The organism is Nocardioides plantarum (assembly GCF_006346395.1).
Classification (GTDB): Bacteria; Actinomycetota; Actinomycetes; order Propionibacteriales; family Nocardioidaceae; genus Nocardioides; species Nocardioides plantarum.
Genome location: NZ_VDMS01000001.1, coordinates 1225974 through 1240919 on the forward strand (window position 1 = coordinate 1225974; position 14946 = coordinate 1240919).

27 protein-coding genes are annotated in these 14946 nt (G+C 68.3%); 3 read left to right on the top strand and 24 right to left on the bottom strand.

Annotated features, from left to right (window positions below):
- Window positions 1-83 precede the first annotated feature (83 nt).
- From FJQ56_RS05655 to FJQ56_RS05665, 3 genes are read left to right on the top strand one after another with little or no spacing between them, the layout of a single operon-like run.
- Window positions 84-1022 (top strand): WXG100 family type VII secretion target, encoded by a 939-nt coding sequence (locus FJQ56_RS05655; RefSeq protein ID WP_140008176.1) that lies wholly within the window; start codon window positions 84-86, stop codon window positions 1020-1022.
- A complete protein-coding gene (locus FJQ56_RS05660) occupies window positions 1019-1885 on the top strand; it encodes a hypothetical protein (RefSeq protein WP_140008177.1) in 867 nt (288 codons plus the stop codon). The genes FJQ56_RS05655 and FJQ56_RS05660 overlap by 4 nt, the downstream gene beginning before the upstream one ends.
- A gap of 8 nt (window positions 1886-1893) precedes the next feature.
- Window positions 1894-2142: a hypothetical protein gene (locus tag FJQ56_RS05665; RefSeq protein WP_140008178.1), complete on the top strand. Its 249-nt coding sequence runs from the start codon at window positions 1894-1896 to the stop codon at window positions 2140-2142.
- 93 nt (window positions 2143-2235) lie between these two features.
- Here the strand turns inward: FJQ56_RS05665 and map are convergent, their stop codons facing one another.
- The 24 genes from map to rplC form a co-directional block, all read right to left on the bottom strand.
- Window positions 2236-3057 carry a type I methionyl aminopeptidase gene (map, locus tag FJQ56_RS05670; protein WP_140008179.1) on the bottom strand — a complete coding sequence of 274 codons (822 nt, stop codon included), beginning with the start codon at window positions 3055-3057 and terminating at the stop codon, window positions 2236-2238.
- A 12-nt stretch (window positions 3058-3069) separates the two neighbouring features.
- On the bottom strand, window positions 3070-3645 hold the full coding sequence (locus FJQ56_RS05675; RefSeq protein WP_140008180.1) for an adenylate kinase: 576 nt from the start codon (window positions 3643-3645) through the stop codon (window positions 3070-3072).
- 3 nt (window positions 3646-3648) lie between these two features.
- A complete protein-coding gene (secY, locus tag FJQ56_RS05680; protein ID WP_140008181.1) occupies window positions 3649-4950 on the bottom strand; it encodes a preprotein translocase subunit SecY in 1302 nt (433 codons plus the stop codon).
- 212 nt (window positions 4951-5162) lie between these two features.
- The gene (locus FJQ56_RS05685) at window positions 5163-5435 is read right to left on the bottom strand and encodes a hypothetical protein (protein WP_140008182.1); all 273 of its coding nucleotides are present in this window, start codon (window positions 5433-5435) and stop codon (window positions 5163-5165) included.
- Window positions 5436-5646: 211 nt separating this feature from the next.
- Window positions 5647-6087, bottom strand: a complete 441-nt coding sequence (rplO, locus tag FJQ56_RS05690) for a 50S ribosomal protein L15 (protein WP_140008183.1) — start codon at window positions 6085-6087, stop codon at window positions 5647-5649.
- A 1-nt stretch (window position 6088) separates the two neighbouring features.
- Entirely contained in the window at window positions 6089-6271 is a 183-nt protein-coding gene (gene rpmD / locus FJQ56_RS05695; protein WP_140008184.1) for a 50S ribosomal protein L30, read from the bottom strand.
- Window positions 6271-6903: a 30S ribosomal protein S5 gene (rpsE, locus tag FJQ56_RS05700; RefSeq protein ID WP_140008185.1), complete on the bottom strand. Its 633-nt coding sequence runs from the start codon at window positions 6901-6903 to the stop codon at window positions 6271-6273. Before rpsE ends, rpmD begins: the two co-directional genes overlap by 1 nt.
- Window positions 6904-6939: 36 nt before the next feature.
- Window positions 6940-7323, bottom strand: coding sequence for a 50S ribosomal protein L18 (gene rplR, locus FJQ56_RS05705; protein WP_140008186.1), 384 nt, complete (start codon window positions 7321-7323; stop codon window positions 6940-6942).
- Between the two features lie 3 nt (window positions 7324-7326).
- Window positions 7327-7866, bottom strand: coding sequence for a 50S ribosomal protein L6 (gene rplF / locus FJQ56_RS05710; protein ID WP_140008187.1), 540 nt, complete (start codon window positions 7864-7866; stop codon window positions 7327-7329).
- 27 nt (window positions 7867-7893) lie between these two features.
- On the bottom strand, window positions 7894-8295 hold the full coding sequence (rpsH, locus tag FJQ56_RS05715) for a 30S ribosomal protein S8 (protein WP_140008188.1): 402 nt from the start codon (window positions 8293-8295) through the stop codon (window positions 7894-7896).
- 74 nt (window positions 8296-8369) lie between these two features.
- Window positions 8370-8555 (bottom strand): type Z 30S ribosomal protein S14, encoded by a 186-nt coding sequence (locus FJQ56_RS05720; protein WP_011757321.1) that lies wholly within the window; start codon window positions 8553-8555, stop codon window positions 8370-8372.
- Window position 8556: 1 nt separating this feature from the next.
- The gene (gene rplE, locus FJQ56_RS05725; RefSeq protein WP_140008189.1) at window positions 8557-9129 is read right to left on the bottom strand and encodes a 50S ribosomal protein L5; all 573 of its coding nucleotides are present in this window, start codon (window positions 9127-9129) and stop codon (window positions 8557-8559) included.
- A gap of 2 nt (window positions 9130-9131) precedes the next feature.
- Window positions 9132-9509, bottom strand: coding sequence for a 50S ribosomal protein L24 (gene rplX, locus FJQ56_RS05730; RefSeq protein ID WP_140008190.1), 378 nt, complete (start codon window positions 9507-9509; stop codon window positions 9132-9134).
- Window positions 9509-9877, bottom strand: coding sequence for a 50S ribosomal protein L14 (gene rplN / locus FJQ56_RS05735; RefSeq protein ID WP_091109706.1), 369 nt, complete (start codon window positions 9875-9877; stop codon window positions 9509-9511). Before rplN ends, rplX begins: the two co-directional genes overlap by 1 nt.
- A 78-nt stretch (window positions 9878-9955) precedes the next feature.
- The gene (gene rpsQ / locus FJQ56_RS05740; protein ID WP_140008191.1) at window positions 9956-10249 is read right to left on the bottom strand and encodes a 30S ribosomal protein S17; all 294 of its coding nucleotides are present in this window, start codon (window positions 10247-10249) and stop codon (window positions 9956-9958) included.
- Window positions 10246-10485: a 50S ribosomal protein L29 gene (gene rpmC, locus FJQ56_RS05745; RefSeq protein WP_140008192.1), complete on the bottom strand. Its 240-nt coding sequence runs from the start codon at window positions 10483-10485 to the stop codon at window positions 10246-10248. The genes rpsQ and rpmC overlap by 4 nt, the downstream gene beginning before the upstream one ends.
- The gene (gene rplP / locus FJQ56_RS05750) at window positions 10485-10904 is read right to left on the bottom strand and encodes a 50S ribosomal protein L16 (RefSeq protein ID WP_140008193.1); all 420 of its coding nucleotides are present in this window, start codon (window positions 10902-10904) and stop codon (window positions 10485-10487) included. Before rplP ends, rpmC begins: the two co-directional genes overlap by 1 nt.
- 3 nt (window positions 10905-10907) lie before the next feature.
- The gene (gene rpsC, locus FJQ56_RS05755) at window positions 10908-11735 is read right to left on the bottom strand and encodes a 30S ribosomal protein S3 (protein ID WP_140008194.1); all 828 of its coding nucleotides are present in this window, start codon (window positions 11733-11735) and stop codon (window positions 10908-10910) included.
- Window positions 11735-12157, bottom strand: a complete 423-nt coding sequence (gene rplV / locus FJQ56_RS05760) for a 50S ribosomal protein L22 (protein ID WP_140008195.1) — start codon at window positions 12155-12157, stop codon at window positions 11735-11737. The genes rpsC and rplV overlap by 1 nt, the downstream gene beginning before the upstream one ends.
- Window positions 12157-12438, bottom strand: coding sequence for a 30S ribosomal protein S19 (gene rpsS / locus FJQ56_RS05765; protein WP_140008196.1), 282 nt, complete (start codon window positions 12436-12438; stop codon window positions 12157-12159). Before rpsS ends, rplV begins: the two co-directional genes overlap by 1 nt.
- A gap of 15 nt (window positions 12439-12453) precedes the next feature.
- Window positions 12454-13290, bottom strand: coding sequence for a 50S ribosomal protein L2 (rplB, locus tag FJQ56_RS05770; RefSeq protein WP_140008197.1), 837 nt, complete (start codon window positions 13288-13290; stop codon window positions 12454-12456).
- A 29-nt stretch (window positions 13291-13319) separates the two neighbouring features.
- Window positions 13320-13625 (bottom strand): 50S ribosomal protein L23, encoded by a 306-nt coding sequence (gene rplW, locus FJQ56_RS05775; protein ID WP_140008198.1) that lies wholly within the window; start codon window positions 13623-13625, stop codon window positions 13320-13322.
- Complete coding sequence (gene rplD, locus FJQ56_RS05780) at window positions 13622-14281, bottom strand: 50S ribosomal protein L4 (protein WP_140008199.1); 660 nt, start codon at window positions 14279-14281, stop codon at window positions 13622-13624. Before rplD ends, rplW begins: the two co-directional genes overlap by 4 nt.
- Before the next feature lie 2 nt (window positions 14282-14283).
- Window positions 14284-14940 carry a 50S ribosomal protein L3 gene (rplC, locus tag FJQ56_RS05785; protein ID WP_140008200.1) on the bottom strand — a complete coding sequence of 219 codons (657 nt, stop codon included), beginning with the start codon at window positions 14938-14940 and terminating at the stop codon, window positions 14284-14286.
- Between the last annotated feature and the right edge of the window lie 6 nt (window positions 14941-14946).

The window sequence follows — 14946 nt, forward strand, 5'->3', positions numbered from 1 at the left end:
GACGGGGACCGTCCGACCGACCTAGCGTGCTGCCACGTCGTCACGTTGACCAGACGCGACGGAACGGGACAGCAGGAGGAGTCATGGCCGGACTCATCGGTGCCGATGTCGAGGCACTCGAGCGGCTCGCCGCCGACTTCGGCGACGGCGCGCAGGAGCTGCGCGACCTCAGTGCCCGGATCGCCGGCTCGATCGAGGCGGCCCGCGACTGGCACGGCCCCGACGCCGACCGCTGCAAGAACGAGTGGGGCACCTTCGCCCAGGAGCGGATGGCCGGCGTCAGCGACGCCCTCGCGACGGCCGGCAAGCTGCTCGCCCAGAACGCCCAGGAGCAGGAGCAGGCCAGCGGCAGCGGGGCGGCCGGTGGCGCCGCGGCCGGCTACGGCGTCATGAAGCTCCTCACCGACCTCAACACCATCAAGAACTTCCTGATGAAGCCGATCAGCGCGGTCCTCAAGGCCAAGTCCCTGGTCGACTTCCTCAAGCTGCTGCGGATGAAGGTCCTCGGCGAGCTGCTCAGCTCGGTCAAGGTCGCCGAGGCGCTCAAGGTGCTCATGCAGGGCGCCAAGGAGGGCGGCTTCCTGGCCAAGATCGGGCTCCCCGGCCTCGGCAAGCTGCTCGGGAAGGCCTTCCTGCCCCTCACCGCGATCTCCGGCGTGGTCGACGTGTTCACCGGCGGTGGCTACGACGGGTGGCGCGGCTGGGCCACCCGCGGGTTCGGGCTGGCCGGTGCCGCCGGGGCAGCGACGCTCCTGATCGGCGGAGCCGCGCTGGTCGCCTCGGCCCCCGTGACCGCCACCGTCGCGGCCGTCGCCGTGACGGCGTACGGGCTGTGGAGCGCGGGCAACTACGTCGTCGACCACTGGAGCACCATCCGCGACACCGCGACCCGCGTGACCACGCAGATCGGCGAGACCGCCGGCCGGGCGTGGGACGGCATCAGCAGTGGCTACGAGTCGGCGATCGGGTGGGCACGCGGCCTGCTCGGCGGCGGCGCCCGACCGGCAGGAGCAGGCGCATGAGCATCACCTACAGCGACGAGAAGGCCAGCCCCGCCGAGCCGGCCCCGGCGGCCCAGACCATCGCGCTCGAGATCCTCACCGACGAGGAGCTGTCGGTGCTGGTGCCGGCCCAGGGGGTCGTCGTGGCCCCGGTGCTCGACGCCGTCCCGGTGGCCGAGCGTGACGCCGTACGACGCACCGCGTTCCGCGGCCTCGTGGCCCGCGGGATCGTCGACCCGCCCGATCCCGCGGGGGTCGCGGCGGTCCTGGAGTCCTCGGCGGCCGCCACCGGCGGCGACGTCGGCATCGACCTGCGGGTCCGCAACGACGTGCTCTCGGCGCTGACGCTACGCCAGAGCGCATCGGCCGTCGTCGCGGTCGCGCGCACCACCTCGTCGGCCCAGGACTTCTGGTACGCCCACGTGGTCGAGGAGGTCGCGCTCCTCGAGGAGGTCGGCAGCGACGGGCTGCACCGCTTCGCCCTCGGGCACGCGCGCGACCTCCCGGCCCTGCTGGCCGCGGCGGTCGTGCACCCCGAGGCCACCGACGGCGCGGGCGACGACGTCGAGCTGGCCGTGGCCCCCGACTCCGAGGCGCCCGCCGAGCTGCTCGAGCGACTGGGCCAGGCCTACCTGCGCGCCGACGTCCTCGTCGTGACCCGCGAGACCGGGGCCCCCGTCGAGCGTCCCGACCTCACCGGCCTGTTCACCGGCCCCCTCGGCTCCTGGTCGGTGGTCTCGAGCCCGGGGTCCCAGCGGGCCTGGGCCCGCGCCGAGACCGTCGCGTCGGTCACCGAACGCACCGCCGAGCTGGCGCGGATCGCCGTCGAGCACGCGCGCACCCAGGCCGGCCGGACCACGGCGCGGACGGAGGTGCCCTCGTGATCTACGGGATGGACACCGAGAGTGTCACGGCACTGGCCACCACGATGGCCGACGTCGCCCAACGCGTACGCGCCATGGAGGCACGCCTCAGCCAGGGACTCTCGTCGACCGATTGGGTCGGCAACGACCGCAACCGCTTCGAGTCCGACTGGACCGCCCAGCACGTCGTCGCCCTGCGCCAGGCCGCCGAGGCCCTCGACGACGCCGCCCGCGTCGCCCACGACCAGGTCCAGCAGCAGGACCGCGCCAGCGCCTGAGCCCCGAGGGCTCACCCATCCACGCTGACCCGTCGCCCATGGGCGACGGGTCACCACCAGAACGACGCTGACCCGTCGCCCATGGGCGACGGGTCAGTCTCCGCCGTAGGTGACGCCGAGCGACTCGAGCATGCTCCGGCCGCCGTCGAGCGCGGTCAGGACCCAGGTGCCGCCGTCGGGCGTGAGGGTGAAGGTGTGCTCGTGGTGGGCCGCCCAGGACCCGTCGCGGGTCACGACGGTCCAGTCGTCGTCGAGGACGTCGACGTCCGCGCTTCCGAGGGTCACCATCGGCTCGACGGCCAGGGCCAGGCCCGGCACCAGTCGCGGCCCGCGGCCCGGCTTGCCGAGGTTGGGTACGTCGGGGGGCTGGTGCATCTCGGAGCCGATCCCGTGGCCGGTGTAGTCCTCGACGATCTCGAAGTCGCCCGACGCGCGCACGTGGTTCTCGACGGCGTGGGAGATGTCGGTGACGCGGCCGCCGAGGCCCGCGGCGGCGATGCCGCGCCACATGGCCTCCTCGGTGACCCGGTTGAGGGCGACCACCTCGTCGGGGACCTCGCCCAGGGCGACCGTGGTCGCGGCGTCACCGTGCCAGCCCTCGACGATCGCCCCGCAGTCGATCGACACGAGGTCGCCCTCGGCGAGCACCCGCCGGCCCGGCATGCCGTGCACGACCTCGTCGTTGACCGACAGGCACAAGGAGCCGGTGAACCCGTGGTAGCCCAGGAACGACGGGGTCGCCCCGAGCTGCCGGATGTGCTTCTCGGCGGCAGCGTCGAGCTCGCCGGTGGTCAGGCCAGGGCGCGCCAGGTCGCACACCATCTCGAGGGTGCGCCCGACCACCAGCCCGGCGCGGCGCATCAGCGCGACCTGCTCCGGCGTCTTGATCTGGACGCCGCGGTCACGCCATCCCATGACGGCCGCGGCTCAGGACTCGGGGATCACGTCGAGGGCCGCGAAGATGCGCGCGGTCACCTCGGAGACCTCGCCCATGCCGTCGACCTCGACGAGGATGCCGCGGGCGCGGTAGAGGTCGATGAGGGGCTCGGTCTGCTCGGCGTAGACCTCTTGGCGCCGGCGGATGACGTCCTCGGTGTCGTCGGCGCGGCCCTCGGTCTGGGCCCGCTGCAGCAACCGGGCGACGAGCTCGTCAGGGTCGACAGTGAGGACGACGGCCGCATCGAGCTTGTGCCCGGTGAAGCTGATCATCCCGTCGAGCTCCTCGACCTGCGCCGGCGTGCGCGGGTAGCCGTCGAGCAGGAAGCCGGGCACGGCGTCGGGCTCGTCGATGCGGTTGCGGACCATCTTGTTGGTCAGCTCGTCGGGGACGTAGTCACCGGCGTCCATGAAGCGCTTGGCCTCGACCCCCAGCTCGGTGCCCTGGGACACGTTGGCCCGGAAGATGTCGCCGGTCGAGATCGCGGGGATGCCGAAGTGGGAGGCCACCGTGGTGGCCTGGGTCCCTTTGCCGGCTCCGGGAGGGCCCATCAGGATGAGGCGCATGTGTTACCGCAGGAATCCTTCGTAGTTGCGCTGCTGGAGCTGGCTCTCGATCTGTTTGACCGTGTCGAGTGCGACGCCGACCATGATCAGGATCGAGGTACCGCCGAACGGGAAGTTCTGGTTGGCCTCGATGAGCACGAGCGCGACCAGCGGGATCAACGAGATCAGCCCGAGGTAGAGCGCACCCGGCAGCGTGATGCGGGACAGGACGTAGGACAGGTAGTCCTCGGTCGGCTTGCCCGCCCGGATCCCGGGGATGAAGCCGCCGTACTTCTTCATGTTGTCGGCCACCTCTTGGGGGTTGAAGGTGATCGAGACGTAGAAGTAGGTGAAGAAGATGATCAGCGCGAAGTAGGCCGCCATGTAGTACGGGTGGTCGCCCTTGACGAAGTGCGCGTTGATCCAGTTGATGTAACCGGGCGCGTCGGCGTTGCCCTGGTTGAACTGCACCGCCATCGCCGGCAGGTAGAGCAGCGAGGAGGCGAAGATAACCGGGATGATGCCGGCCTGGTTGACCTTGAGCGGGATGTAGGTCGAGCTGCCGCCGAACATCTTGCGTCCGACCATCCGGCGGGCGTACTGGACGGGGATGCGGCGCTGGGCCTGCTCGATGAAGATGACCGCGGCGATGATGACCATGCCGATCACGATCACGATGGCGAAGGTCCACCAGCCCTTGGTCTTGCCCACGGCCCACAGCTGGCCCGGGAAGGTGGCGACGACCTGGGTGAAAATGAGGATCGACATGCCGTTGCCGACGCCGCGCTCGGTGATGAGCTCGCCGAGCCACATGATGACGGCGGTGCCAGCGGTCATGGTCACGACCATGACGATGAACGTCGAGAGGCTGTCGCTGTGCAGGACGTTCGGGCAGTTCTGGAGCAGGTTGCCAGACCGCGCGAGAGCAACGATGCCCGTGGCCTGCAGGATTGCGAGACCGAGCGTCAGATAGCGGGTGTACTGGGTGATCTTGGTCTGGCCAGACTGCCCCTCCTTCTTCAGCGCCTCGAGCCGCGGGATGACCACGACGAGCAGCTGCAGGATGATGCTGGCAGTGATGTAGGGCATGATCCCGAGCGCGAAGATCGTCAGCTGGAGCAGCGACCCGCCGGAGAACAGGTTGATCAGGCTGTAGACACCGGTGCTGTTGGCGTCGTCACCGAGGCAGGACTGCACAGCAGTCACGTTCACCCCCGGGGCCGGGATCTGTGAGCCAGCCCGGAAGATCACGATGATGCCCAGGACGAACAACAGCTTCTTGCGAAGGTCCGGGGTCCGGAAGGCGTTCGCGAACGCGGTGAGCACTCGAAATCCTCTTTTCGTTAACTGATTACGAACGCTGGCCCAACGCGTCGGCTAAGCGCACTGGTTGACCTCATGACACATTCGCACACACCCGGTTGCCCCGGACTGCCTAGCGCTGAGCCCCAGTTCGGATCGCCGCGAACTGCTCGCGACGATCCGAACCGAGGAAGTACTCACGCCGCATCGCACCCCCATCGGGCCGACGCGATCGCTCAGGTCTGAAAGCCGTCCTCATCAGCGCACGCCACGTTTGCTGTTGTCGACATGACACAGAACTTGTACTGGATGAACTTGTTGTTCGTCACGGAGCAGGTCTTCGAGGTGCCGGACCCGCCACGGTTTTCGCAGACGTTGTACGTGGTGGCACCGTTGACCCGCCAGTAGAGTCGCTGGCCGAGTCCGTCCGCGGACTTGTCGGAAAGCTTCACGGTAGCGTCCGACTTCGCCGTGCTGCGCGCCCGCTCGTTGTCGTCCTTCTTCAGCACGTAGGTCTCTGAGCCTACGGATGCGAAGTAGGACTGACTCCATCCGGACGCCGCATGGGCCGGCCCACCGAAGGTGAGGGCCAAGGTCACGCCAAAGACAAGTACACCGAGCCGAGTTCCTAGCCGAGATGGCCGCATACGTCCTCCAGTTGGATCCACAGATTGTGCCGTGACCTTACCCCAGGCCGTGACACCGAGCGCCAGGTTGGCCTCAGCCCAGGGTGACCGAGCCGCCAGCGGCCTCGATCTTCTGCTTTGCCGAGGCCGAGAACGCGTGCGCGGTGACCGACACCTTGACGTCGATGTCACCCTGCCCGAGCACCTTGACCGGCAGGCCCTTGCGGACCGCACCCTTGGCCACCAGCGCGTCGACGGTCACGTCGCCGCCCTCGGGGAACAGGGTGCCGAGCTTGTCGAGGTTGACGACCTGGAACTCGACGCGGAACGGGTTGCGGAAACCCTTGAGCTTGGGCAGACGCATGTGGATGGGCATCTGGCCACCCTCGAACGCCACCGGGACCTGGTAGCGGGCCTTGGTGCCCTTGGTACCGCGACCCGAGGTCTTGCCCTTGGAGCCCTCACCGCGACCCACGCGGGTCTTGGCCTTCTTGGCGCCCGGTGCGGGGCGCAGGTGGTGCAACTTGAGCGTCATGTCACTCGACCTCCTCGAACGTCACCAGGTGACGGACGGTGTGGACCATGCCGCGGATCTCGGGCCGGTCCTCCTTCACGACCACGTCACCGATGCGCTTGAGGCCCAGCGAGCGCACGGTCTCGCGCTGGTTGGCCTTGCACCCGATGGTGGACTTCAACTGCTGGATCTTGAGCTGGGCCATCACGACACTCCTGCTGCTGCGGCGTCGAGAGCCTCTTGGCGCCCCTCGGCCTGGGACTTCAGCAGGGCAGCCGGTGCGACGTGCTCGACGGGCAGGCCACGGCGAGCCGCGACGGCCTCCGGGGTCTCGAGCAGGCGCAGGGCCTCGACCGTCGCGTGGACGATGTTGATCTGGTTCGACGAGCCGAGCGACTTGCTCAGCACGTCGTGGATGCCGGCGCACTCGAGCACGGCGCGCACCGGGCCACCGGCGATGACGCCGGTACCGGGCGAGGCCGGACGTAGGAACACCACGCCGGCTGCCTTCTCACCCTGCACCGGGTGCGGGATCGTTCCCTGGATGCGGGGCACCCGGAAGAACGCCTTCTTGGCCTCCTCGACACCCTTGGCGATCGCCGCGGGCACCTCCTTGGCCTTGCCGTAGCCGACGCCGACCATGCCGTCGCCGTCACCGACGACGACGAGGGCGGTGAAGCTGAAGCGACGACCACCCTTGACGACCTTGGCGACACGGTTGATCGCGACGACGCGCTCGAGGTACTGACTCTTCTCAGCACCCTGACCACGACCGCCGTCGCGGCCACGACCCTGACGGTCGCCGCCACCACGCTGTCCGCGCTGGGGTCCACTCATGAGTTCTCTACTCCCTGTTCGTGTTGGTCGCTGGCTCTAGAACACGAGCCCGCCGGAGCGGGCCCCGTCAGCCAGGGCCGCGATCCGGCCGTGGTACTTGTTGCCGGCGCGGTCGAAGACCACGGTGTCGACGCCCTGCGCCTTGGCGCGCTCGGCGACGAGCTCACCGACACGGGTCGCCTTGGCGCTCTTGTCACCGTCGAGGCCGCGCAGGTCGGCCTCCATGGTCGAGGCCGAGGCCAGCGTCTTGCCGACCAGGTCGTCGACGACCTGGACGGAGATGTGCTTGGTGGACCGGGTCACCACCAGGCGCGGACGCTCGGGGGTGCCGGAGAGCTTCTTGCGACCGCGCACCTGGCGCTTGAGCCGCGACTGCAGGCGCTTGGACGCGTGCTTCTGCTGCTTGATCTTGACGGCCATGGACTACTTACCAGCCTTTCCGACCTTGCGGCGGATGTGCTCGCCGGAGTAGCGGACACCCTTGCCCTTGTAGGGCTCGGGCTTGCGAAGCTTGCGGATGTTGGCGGCGGTCTCGCCGACCAGCTGCTTGTCGATGCCGACCACGCCGAGGCGGGTCGGTCCGTCGACGGTGAAGGTGATGCCGGCGGGCGCGTCGAAGATGATGACGTGCGAGTAGCCGAGCTGGAACTCGAGCTGCGTGGGGCCCTTGGAGAGCACGCGGTAACCCACGCCCACGATCTCGAGCTTCTTCTCGTAGCCGTCGGTCACGCCGACGACCATGTTGTTGACCAGGGTGCGGGTCAGCCCGTGGAGCGACTTGCTGATGCGCTCGTCGTCGGGACGGGTGACGTCGAGGACGCCGTCACCCTTGACCACGGCGATCGGTGCGGGGATGGAGTGGCTGAGGGTTCCCTTGGGACCCTTGACGGTCACCAGGGGGCCGTCGATGGCCACGTCGACACCGGACGGGACCGCGACGGGGAGCTTGCCAATGCGCGACATGCTGTGTTTCTCCTATCTCGGTCTCGGTTACCAGACGTAGGCGAGGACTTCTCCGCCCACGCCCTTCTGGTTGGCTTGACGGTCGGTGAGCAGACCCTGGCTCGTCGAGATGATCGCGATGCCGAGGCCGCCGAGCACCTTGGGCAGGCCCGTGTGCTTGGCGTAGACCCGGAGGCCGGGCTTGCTGACACGGCGCAGACCGGCGAGCGAGCGCTCGCGGCTGCGGCCGTACTTGAGGGTGATCGTGAGCGTCTGGCCGACGCCCTCGTTGTCGGTCACGTCGAAGGAGGCGATGTAGCCCTCCTGCTTGAGGATCTCGGCGACGCCCTGCTTGAGCTTGCTGTAGGGCATGGAGACGTCGTCGTGGAACGCCTGGTTGGCGTTGCGCAGACGCGTGAGCATGTCTGCGATCGGGTCGGTCATCGTCATGGAAGGTCGTTCTCTCTCTTCTGTGGTTTCCGCTCCCGCAGGAGCGGACCTTCAGCGGTTGGTGTGGCTGGTGGTCACCAGGAGGACTTGGTCACGCCGGGCAGCTCGCCGCGGTGAGCCATCTCGCGCAGGCAGATGCGGCACAGGCCGAACTTGCGGTAGACGGCCTTGGGGCGTCCGCAGCGCTGGCAGCGGGTGTAGCCGCGGACGGCGAACTTGGGCTTGCGGGCCGCCTTGACCTTCAGAGCAGTCTTGGCCATGTCAGTTCTCCTTGAAGGGGAAGCCGAGCTGCTTGAGCAGCGCGCGACCCTGGTCGTCGGTCGTGGCGGTGGTCACGACGGTGATGTCCATGCCGCGCTGGCGGTCGACCTTGTCCTGGTTGATCTCGTGGAACATGACCTGCTCGGTCAGACCGAACGTGTAGTTGCCGTTGCCGTCGAACTGACCGGGGTTGAGACCACGGAAGTCGCGGATACGGGGCAGCGCGAGCGACAGCAGCCGGTCGAGGAACTCCCACATCCGGTCACCGCGCAGCGTGACGTGGCAACCGATCGGCATGCCCTCACGCAGCTTGAACTGGGCGATCGACTTGCGGGCCTTGGTCACGGCCGGCTTCTGGCCGGTGATCGCGGTGAGGTCGCGGATGGCGCCCTCGATCAGCTTGGAGTCGCGGGCGGCCTCGCCCACACCCATGTTGACCACGATCTTGACCAGGCCGGGGACCTGCATGATGTTGGGGATCTCGAACTCGGCCTTGATCGCCGGCACGATCTCCTCGCGGTAGCGCGTCTTGAGACGCGGGGTGACCTTCTCGGCCACTGCTCCCTCGGTCATGCTCAGATCTCCTTGCCGGTCTTGCGCGAGATGCGCACGCTGCGCGTGCCCAGGTAGGTGGAGCCGTCGGGACGGCGCTTGGTGACCTCTTCGCGGCGGAAGCCGATCCGGGTCACGCCGTCACCCTCGACGAGCATCACGTTGGACACGTGGATGGGCGCCTCGGTGGTGATGATGCCACCGGTGTTGCCCGCCCGACCGCCCTGGTTGACGACCTTGGTGTGCCGCTTGATGCGGTTGACGCCCTCGACGATCACGCGCTGCTCCTCGCGGAGCACCTTGATGACCTTGCCCTCGGCGCCCTTGTCCTTGCCGGCGATCACCTTGACGGTGTCACCCTTCTTGATGTCGACCTTCGCGGCCTTCTTCTGCGTAGCCATCACAGCACCTCCGGGGCGAGCGAGATGATCTTCATGAACTTCTTCTCGCGCAGCTCGCGGCCCACGGGGCCGAAGATGCGGGTGCCTCGCGGCTCGCCGTCGGCCTTGAGGATGACGGCGGCGTTCTCGTCGAAGCGGATGTAGGACCCGTCGGCACGACGGCGCTCCTTGACGGTGCGCACGATGACGGCCTTGACGACGTCGCCCTTCTTGACGTTGCCGCCGGGGATCGCGTCCTTGACCGTGGCGACGATGACGTCACCGATGCCGGCGTAGCGCCGACCCGAGCCGCCGAGCACGCGGATGCAGAGGATCTCCTTGGCACCCGTGTTGTCGGCGACCTTGAGTCGCGACTCCTGCTGAATCACTGTTGTCTCCTTGTCGAGCCGGTTCTCCGCACCTCGCGGGCGAGGAGCCTGGCTGAACGGTGTTGATGAATGAGGGTGTTACTTGGCCTTCTCGAGGACCTGGACCAGGCGCCAGCGCTTGGTGGCCGACAGCGGGCGGGTCTCCATGATCAGGACCCGGTCGCCGGTGCCGCACTCGTTGTTCTCGTCGTGCGCCTTGAGCCGGCTGGTGCGACGCAGGACCTTGCCGTAGAGCGCGTGCTTGACGCGGTCCTCGACCTCGACCACGACCGTCTTGTTCATCTTGTCGCTGACGACCAGGCCCTCGCGGGTCTTGCGCGCGTTGCGCTGCACCGAGGTGTCGCTGGTGTCGCTGCTGTCAGGGGTGCTCATGCGGTTGCCTCGTCGTTCGTGCCGGGAGCGGTACGGATGCCGAGCTCGCGCTCGCGCACCACGGTGTAGATCCGCGCGATGTCCTTCTTGACCGTACGCAGCCGGCCGTGGCTCTCGAGCTGGCCGGTCGCGGCCTGGAAGCGCAGGTTGAACAGCTCTTCTTTGGCCTCGCGCAGCTTGGACTCGAGATCGATGTCGTTGAACTCGTCGAGCTCGTGGGCCTTGACCTCAGCCATCAGAACTCACCGGCCTCTCGGGTGATGAAGCGGCACTTCATGGGGAGCTTGTGGATGGCACGACGCATCGCCTCGCGGGCGGTCTCCTCGTCGACACCGGACAGCTCGAACATGACACGGCCGGGCTTGACGTTGGCGATCCACCACTCGGGCGAGCCCTTACCGGAACCCATGCGGGTCTCGGCGGGCTTCTTGGTGAGCGGGCGGTCGGGGTAGATGTTGATCCAGACCTTGCCGCCACGCTTGATGTGACGGGTCATGGCGATACGGGCCGACTCGATCTGGCGGTTGGTCACGTAGTGACCCTCGAGCGCCTGGATGCCGAACTCACCGAAGGCGAGGGACGTGCCGCCCTTGGCCGAGCCGCGGCGGTCGGGGTGGTGCTGCTTGCGGTGCTTGACGCGACGGGGCATCAACATGGGTCAGCCCTCCTGACCGGGGGTCTCGGCCGACGGCGTCGCGACGGCGGTGGTGCCGCCGGCGGGCGCCTCGGTGCTCTCGGAGCCCTCACGGGCCGGGCGCGTGCCACGGCTGGGACGCTCGCCGCCACGCTGCGGGCGGTTGCTGCCGCCGCGGCCGGGGACACCGGCGCGGGCAGCGGCCTGGGCCTGACGCTCGGCACGGGTGCCGGCGACCTCGCCCTTGTAGATCCAGACCTTCACGCCGATGCGACCGAACGTCGTCTTGGCCTCGTAGAAGCCGTAGTCGATGTCGGCGCGCAGCGTGTGGAGCGGGACGCGACCTTCGCGGTAGAACTCGGTGCGCGACATCTCGGCGCCGTTGAGCCGGCCCGAGCACTGGATCCGGATGCCCTTGGCACCCGAGCGCATCGTGGTCTGCATGGCCTTGCGCATCGCGCGGCGGAACTGCACGCGGCCGGCGAGCTGCTCGGCGACACCCTGCGCGACGAGCTGGGCGTCCATCTCGGGGGCCTTGACCTCCAGGATGTTGAGCTGCACCTGCTTGCCGGTGAGCTTCTCGAGCTCGCCACGGATCCGGTCGGCCTCGGCGCCGCGGCGACCGATGACGATGCCGGGACGCGCGGTGTGGATGTCGACGCGCACGCGGTCACGGGTGCGCTCGATCTCGACCTTGGAGATGCCGGCCCGCTCCATGCCCTTGGAGAGCAGCTTGCGGATCGCGACGTCCTCGCCCACGTAGGACTTGTAGAGCTTGTCGGCGTACCAGCGCGACTTGTGGTCGGTGCTGATGCCCAGACGGAAGCCGTTGGGGTTGATCTTCTGGCCCATCAGGCACCCTTTCCGTTCTTCTTGGCGACAGCGGCCGGCTGCACCACGAGCGTGATGTGGCTGGTCCGCTTGTTGATCCGGGTGGCCCGGCCCTGGGCACGGGGGCGCCAGCGCTTCATCGTCGGGCCCTCGTCGACCATGGCGATGGAGACGACCAGGTCGCTGGCGTCGAGGCCCTCGGTGGTCTCGGCGTTGGCGATCGCGCTCTCGAGGACCTTGTAGACGGTCTCGGAGGCGGCCTGCGGCGCGAACTGCAGGATCGACAGCGCGTCGTCGACGGGCAGGCCGCGGACGAGGTCGACGACCCGGCGGGCCTTCATCGGGGTGATCCGCTGGAAGCGGGCACTCGCGAAGGCGCCCGGCTGGTCGCCCAGCAGGGTGTCGCGGCGCGCGCTGATGCGGTGACGCTCAGTGGTGGCCATCAGCGACGACGCCCCTTCCGGTCTTCCTTGACGTGCCCGCGGTAGGTGCGGGTCGGGGCGAACTCGCCCAGCTTGTGACCGACCATGGAGTCGGTGACGAAGACCGGGACGTGCTTGCGTCCGTCGTGCACGGCGACCGTGTGACCGATGAAGTCAGGCGTGATCATCGAACGGCGCGACCAGGTCTTGATGACGTTGTGGGTGCCCTTGTCGTTCTCGGCGTCCACCTTCTTCTGAAGGTGGTCGTCGACGAAGGGGCCCTTCTTGAGGCTGCGAGGCATCTGTCTTCTTCCCTATCAGCGCTTGTTCTTGCCGGACTTGCGCCGGCGGATGATCTGCGAGTCGGAGGCCTTGCGCTTGCGCGTGCGGCCCTCGGGCTTGCCCCACGGAGTCACCGGGTGGCGACCACCGGAGGTCTTGCCCTCGCCACCACCGTGCGGGTGGTCGACGGGGTTCATGACGACACCGCGGACGGTCGGGCGCTTGCCCTTCCAGCGCATGCGGCCGGCCTTGCCCCAGTTGATGTTGGACTGCTCGGCGTTGCCGACCTCACCGATCGTGGCGCGGCAGCGAACGTCGACGAAGCGCATCTCACCCGAGGGCATGCGCAGCGTGGCGCGCGAGCCCTCACGGGCGACGAGCTGGGCGCTGATGCCGGCGGACCGGGCGATCTTGGCGCCGCCGCCGGGGCGGAGCTCGACGCAGTGGATCGTGGTACCGACCGGGATGTTGCGCAGCGGCAGGTTGTTGCCGGGCTTGATGTCGGCGCCCACGCCGGACTCGATCCGGGTGCCCTGGGTCAGGTCCTTGGGAGCGATGATGTAGCGCTTCTCGCCGTCGGCGTAGTGCAGCAGCGCGATCCGGGCGGTGCGGTTGGGGTCGTACTCGATGTGAGCGACCTTGGCCGGGACGCCGTCCTTGTCGTAGCGACGGAAGTCGATGATCCGGTAGGCACGCTTGTGCCCGCCGCCCTGGTGGCGCGTGGTGATCCGACCCTGGTTGTTGCGGCCGCCCTTCTTGGGCAGCGGACGCGTCAGGGACTTCTCGGGCGTCGTACGGGTGATCTCGACGAAGTCGGCGACCGAGGAGCCGCGACGGCCCGGGGTGGTCGGCTTGTACTTGCGGATAGCCATGTGTCTTGTCTTCCTTAATCAGGCGCCGGTCAGGAGACCGGGCCCCCGAAGATGTCGATGCGGTGGCCCTCGGCGAGGCTGACGATCGCGCGCTTGGTGTCCTTGCGCTTGCCCAGGCCGGTCTTGGTACGGCGCGTCTTGCCGACCCGGTTGAGCGTGTTGACCGAGGTGACCTTGACGTTGAAGATCTTCTCGACCGCGATCTTGATCTCGGTCTTGTTGGCCTCGGGGTGCACCAGGAAGGTGTACTTGTTGTTGTCGAGGAGGCCGTAGCTCTTCTCGGACACCACGGGTGCGATCAGGACGTCACGGTGGTCCTTGTGGATCGTGCTCACTTGTCGCCCTCCTCGGTCTTGTCGAGGCCGACGGTGGTGGCGGCGGCCTTGCCCTCGCGCGTGGCGTGGGCGATGAAGGCGTCGTAGGCACCCTGGGTGAACACGATGTCGTCGGAGTCGAGGACGTCGTAGGTGTTGAGCTGGTCGACCGCGACGATGTGGACCTCGTGCGCGTTGCGCAGCGAGAGCCAGGTGACGGTGTCGGTGCGCTCGAGGACCACCAGGAACTTGGTCCGCGACGAGAGCTCGGCCAGCGCCAGCAGGGCGTTCTTGGTCGAGGGCTTCTCACCGGTGACGATCGACTCGACCACGTGGATGCGCTCGTTGCGGGCCCGGTCGGAGAGGGCACCGCGCAGGGCGGCGGCCTTCATCTTCTTGGGGGTGCGCTGGTCGTAGCTGCGCGGGTGCGGGCCGTGGACGACGCCACCGCCGGCGAACTGCGGCGCGCGGGTCGAGCCCTGGCGGGCGCGGCCGGTGCCCTTCTGCTTGTAGGGCTTGCGTCCACCACCGCGCACCTCGGCGCGCGTCTTGGTGGAGTGGGTGCCCTGGCGGGCGGCGGCGCGCTGGGCGACGACGACCTGGTGGATCAGGGGCACGTTGACCTTCGCGTCGAAGATCTCGGCGGGGAGGTCGACCTTGACAGTCTTGACAGCCATGCTCAGGCCTCCTGCTTCTTGGCAGCCGAGCGCAGCATGATCAGGCCGCCCTTGGGGCCGGGTACGGCGCCCTTGACGAGGATCAGGCCCTTCTCGATGTCGACCGCGTGGACGGTGATGTTCTGGGTGGTCACGACGTCGGAGCCCATGCGACCAGCCATCCGGGTGCCGCGGAAGACGCGACCGGGAGTGGCGCAGGCACCGATCGAGCCGGGCTTGCGGTGGTTGCGGTGAGCACCGTGCGAGGCGCCCACACCGTGGAAGCCGTGGCGCTTCATGACGCCGGCGAAGCCCTTGCCCTTGCTGGTGCCGGTGACGTCGATGACGTCACCCGCGCCGAAGGTGTCGACCGCGAGCTCCTGGCCGACCGTGTAGGTCGAGGCGTCGGCGGTGCGGATCTCGACCACGTGACGGCGCGGCGTGGTGCCGGCCTTGTCGAAGTGGCCGGCCTGCGGCTTGGTGATCTTGCGACCCTCGATCTCGCCGTAGCCGACCTGGATGGCGTTGTAGCCGTCGGGCTCGGGCAGGCGGACCTGGGTGATGACGTTGGTGGCCGCCGCGATGACGGTGACCGGGACGACCTTGTTGTTGTCGTCCCACAGCTGGGTCATGCCGAGCTTGGTGCCCAGCAGTCCCTTGACGTTGCGTTCGGTAGTCATGGCTCT